Genomic DNA, 525 nt, shown 5'->3' on the forward strand with positions numbered 1-525 from the left:
CGGCGCGGCCCCGGTGGCTCCGGCGCCCGCCTTGGACATGCCGACGCAGAGCCTGCGGCAGTCACCGCCGTCACCGCAGCCGCCTTCACAGGAGCCTCCGTCGCAGCCGCGGTCCCGCCGTCCGGTCCGTATCGCGGTCATTGCCGCCGTGGTGGTGCTGGTGCTGGCAGGGGCCGGCGTCGCCCTGATGGTCCTGCGTGGCGGAAACGGCGGCGACAACCGCGACCGTACGGACAGCAAGGCAGGCCAGAGCTCCTCGCGCTCACGGAAGGCGTGGAACACCGGGGTGATCCCGCCCAGTTCGAGCGGGTACGACCCGAGGAACATCAGATGGTTGAGCGTCCGGTTCAGCTCGGCGAGGAGCGTCCGCGTCCACACCGCGCGCTCCGGGACCTCCATGCCGAGCATCCGCTCGACGGCCATCACGACGCCCAGCTCGTTGGAGAAGGCGGAGAGCCAGTCGTGCCGGTTGGCGAGCATGATGATCTGGCGGTAGTCGCGCGCCTCGAAGAGTTTCTCCGCACC

The 525-nt window shown here is 70.5% G+C and carries 1 pseudogene; it reads right to left on the reverse strand.

Annotation, left to right across the window (positions count from 1 at the left end):
* A pseudogene (locus J0695_RS44510) lies at positions 1-525 on the reverse strand (hypothetical protein); the annotation flags it as partial.

The sequence above is a fragment of the Streptomyces beijiangensis genome (genome assembly GCF_017315755.1).
GTDB lineage: Bacteria > Actinomycetota > Actinomycetes > Streptomycetales > Streptomycetaceae > Streptomyces > Streptomyces beijiangensis.